Annotated in this window: 4 protein-coding genes; 3 read left to right on the forward strand and 1 reads right to left on the reverse strand. The window is 49.3% G+C overall.

The genetic code is table 11. The features are described from left to right. Positions 1 to 558, reverse strand: a 558-nt coding sequence (locus B3180_RS12985) for a fumarate hydratase (protein WP_286844985.1), incomplete at its 3' end; no start/stop codon positions are given. A 137-nt stretch (positions 559 to 695) separates the two neighbouring features. Between B3180_RS12985 and pabB the strand changes: the two genes are divergently transcribed. From pabB to B3180_RS13000, 3 genes are all read left to right on the forward strand, one after another. Next, complete coding sequence (pabB, locus tag B3180_RS12990) at positions 696 to 2,078, forward strand: aminodeoxychorismate synthase component I (RefSeq protein ID WP_286844987.1); 1,383 nt, start codon at positions 696 to 698, stop codon at positions 2,076 to 2,078. After that, the gene (locus B3180_RS12995; RefSeq protein WP_222235531.1) at positions 2,075 to 2,689 is read left to right on the forward strand and encodes a CoA pyrophosphatase; all 615 of its coding nucleotides are present in this window, start codon (positions 2,075 to 2,077) and stop codon (positions 2,687 to 2,689) included. The genes pabB and B3180_RS12995 overlap by 4 nt, the downstream gene beginning before the upstream one ends. 96 nt (positions 2,690 to 2,785) lie before the next feature. Beyond that, on the forward strand, positions 2,786 to 3,559 hold a 774-nt coding region (locus B3180_RS13000; protein WP_286844989.1), incomplete at its 3' end, for a serine dehydratase beta chain.

Genomic DNA, 3,559 nt, shown 5'->3' on the forward strand with positions numbered 1-3,559 from the left:
CGGACACCAGCCAGCGCCCATCTTCGGCAAGGTTTCAACAACCCAGTCCGCAATAGAGTCACTTGGGTTTAACATGGCCATTTTGGATTTATTCTCTGAGCCACCACCTTTTGCAGCAATCATGACTTCAATTTCACTACCTGGTACCATATCAATATGCACCACGGCCGGAGTGTTATCGCCAGTATTCTTACGGGCGCCCGCTGGGTCAGCCACAATAGAAGCACGCAGAGGGTTGTCCGGGTTGTTGTAGGCTCGACGAGTACCTTCATCCACCATTTGCTGAACCGTCAGGTCAGTTTTATCCCACTGCACACCCATGCCCACTTTCACAAAACAGGTGACAATACCGGTGTCCTGACAAATCGGACGGTGCCCTTGTGCAGACATACGCGAGTTGGTCAGTACCTGAGCAATGGCATTTTTTGCCGCTTCGCTCTCTTCACGCTGGTATGCCTCATCCAGTGCTTTAATAAAGTCCAGTGGGTGATAATAAGAAATGTACTGCAACGCATCGGCAATACTGTCAATAAAATCGGCCTGACGAATGGTGGTCATGGAACTGCCTCTTGGTTAACTTTTGCGTGGCGCTATAATAGCGTTTTCGCTAACAACTGACCAGTGCCACTGACCGGCGAATATTTGCTGTGGTAGTATATTGGTAATGAGTAACCAGCCTGAATTGCGAGCATGATGTGAGTGTTTTCCCGGATCTCTGTGCGATAAAACTTAATTGCCAGGCCTCAGCTATTGAGTTGTTTCAGCGCTGTCAGCATGAAAGCTACGCACTGTTACTGGACTCTGCTGCACAAAGCCATGAAAACTGTGCCTATGATATTATCTTCCGACAGCCAGAACTGGTTTTAAGTTGTAAAGCAGGCAAACTGAAAGTATCAACAGACAAGCCGTCAAAACTTCCCCCCGCTCCCGAGTCGTCAGCCGAGCTTTGTCATTATGCCGAGCAATTGAATCTGTTATCCGGTCATTATTCCGGGCCCGCTGAACTGCCTTTTCAGGGTGGCTTTGCCGGCGCTGTTGGCTATGACCATGGTCGTTCACTGGAAGTCATTCCTGAGTTTAATGCGGATACCTACCAGTCTCCCGATGCGGTACTGGCCTATTACAGCCAGGCGTTGATTATCGACCGGAAGAACGACAGGGTATGGCTAGTTGCGCCAGTCGATCAGTTAGAAGAGCTAACCGAGTTTTGGAACCAGACAACGAAGCCTAAGAAGGCTGCAGCCTTTCAATTAGTCAGCGACTGGCAAAGCAACATGAGCGAGCAGCAGTACACCGGGAAATTTAACGCGGTACAAAACTATCTGCTGGCTGGTGATGCCTATCAGATCAATTTAGCACAGCGATATTCAGCCAGGTATCAAGGCAGTGAATGGTCGGCTTACCTGAAGTTACGGCAAGCGAATTCAGCACCATTTTCTGCTTTTATGAGACTTCCCGGCAGCGCTATTCTGAGCCTGTCGCCGGAACGCTTTTTGCTCACCGATGCCAAGGGTCAGGTAGAAACAAAACCCATTAAAGGTACGCGTCCGCGGTTTGACGATACGCACAGAGATCAAGCCAGCCAGCATGCTCTGTTAATCTCAGAAAAAGACCGGGCAGAAAACCTGATGATTGTTGATTTGCTGCGTAACGACTTGAGTAAGAACTGTGAGCCGGGCAGCATTAAAACCCCCAGCTTATTTGCCATAGAGAGCTTTCCTGCAGTTCACCACCTGGTATCAACGGTTATTGGCAAACTGCAACCCGGCCGCACCGCATTGAGCCTGTTCAACGGCGCTTTCCCCGGCGGTTCTATCACCGGAGCCCCTAAAATTAGGGCCATGCAGATCATTGAAGAGCTAGAGCCACACCGTCGTAATATTTACTGCGGTAGTATGGGTTATTTTTCTCAGCACGGGCGCAGTGACACCAGCATTACCATTCGTACACTGCTTGCCGAAGACGGTCAGCTTTACTGCTGGGCCGGCGGAGGTCTGGTCGCGGACTCAACGGCCTCTGAGGAGTATCAGGAGACTAAGGACAAAGTGTCACGCATCCTGTCGGTATTAGCATCATGACGATTAACACCCGCGCAGACTTTATTCGTCGCTTTAGCCTTTACCCATCCCCCCCGGTTGAGCGCAGAATTGATGAGCCGTTGCGTAAGCGTTTGCGTCCGGCAGCGGTGTTAATCCCAATTATTGAGCGACCACACGGACTCTCACTCATACTCACCCGGCGCTCCAGTAAACTGCGTAAACACGCAGGCCAAATCAGTTTTCCTGGTGGCCGGTTTGACAATACTGATACTGACCTGCTGGATACTGCGCTGCGCGAAACCGAAGAAGAAATTGGCCTGCCCCGCAGTCAGGTCGAAGTCATAGGGCGTTTACACGACTACCCGGTCTTATCGTATTTTATGATCCGCCCTTATGTGGCTTTTGTCTCACCACTACAGCCCTTGGTTGCCGAGGAAAGTGAAGTCGCAGAGATTTTTGAAGTACCACTGGCTGATATTCTCGATCATGGAAACCACTACGTTTACCGTATTCGTAAGTTTATCTACGACCGGGTGTATTTCATCCCCTGGCAACATCGAAATATTTGGGGGGCAACCGCCGGGATCTTGCGCGAATTGTCAGAACAATTACAACCCGACGGGAAAAATCATTTCAGACCACTGAACTGACCACTTATTTTTGTTTAAAACTTGCTTCCCCCCACATGAATCATGCGACAATACTATAATAATCAGAACGAGCATGCGCGACAGGTAAGGATAACTATGATTAGCGTTTTTGATATCTATAAAATTGGTATTGGTCCTTCCAGTTCTCATACGGTAGGGCCGATGAAAGCAGCCTATGACTTTTTGCATATGGCAAAAGAAGCCGGGCATCTCGACAACGCCGACGGCATAAAAGTCGAATTGTTCGGCTCGCTTGGTCAAACCGGTAAAGGTCACGGTACGGGCAAAGCCGTTATTCTTGGTCTTGCAGGCGAAACGCCTGAAAGCGTCGACACTGACAGTGTTGAGGACTTTCTGGAACAAACGCGTAAAACCGAAACTTTAAATTTATTGGGTGAAAAGGAAGTTTCCTTCCCGAGTGAAGGTGCTATTACCTTTCACCGCCGCAAAACCATGCCGAAACACGCTAACGCCATGGAGCTCAAGCTGTTGAAAGACGGTGAGATAATCTATAGCGATCTTTACTACTCTATTGGTGGTGGCTTCATCGTTCGCGATGAAGACTTTGACGAGACTCTGGAAGAAGCGATAGAACAGTCCGCCAAACCTATTCCGTACCCGTTTGACAGTGCCGCTGACCTTCTGGCGCATTGCAAAGAACATGGTATGCGCATGAGTTCATTAATGATGGCCAACGAAAAGGCCTTTCGTAGTGAAGAAGATATTCGTGCCGGTTTAATGAAAATCTGGCGCACCATGCAGGAAAGCATCAAAAACGGTATTACCACCGAAGGCATTCTTCCCGGCGGTCTCAAAGTGCGCCGTCGCGCGTCGTCTTTATATCAGCGCCTGAAGAAAGAAAAATCCAGC

Source organism: Idiomarina sp. UBA4206 (assembly GCF_002383015.1).
GTDB lineage: Bacteria > Pseudomonadota > Gammaproteobacteria > Enterobacterales > Alteromonadaceae > Idiomarina > Idiomarina abyssalis.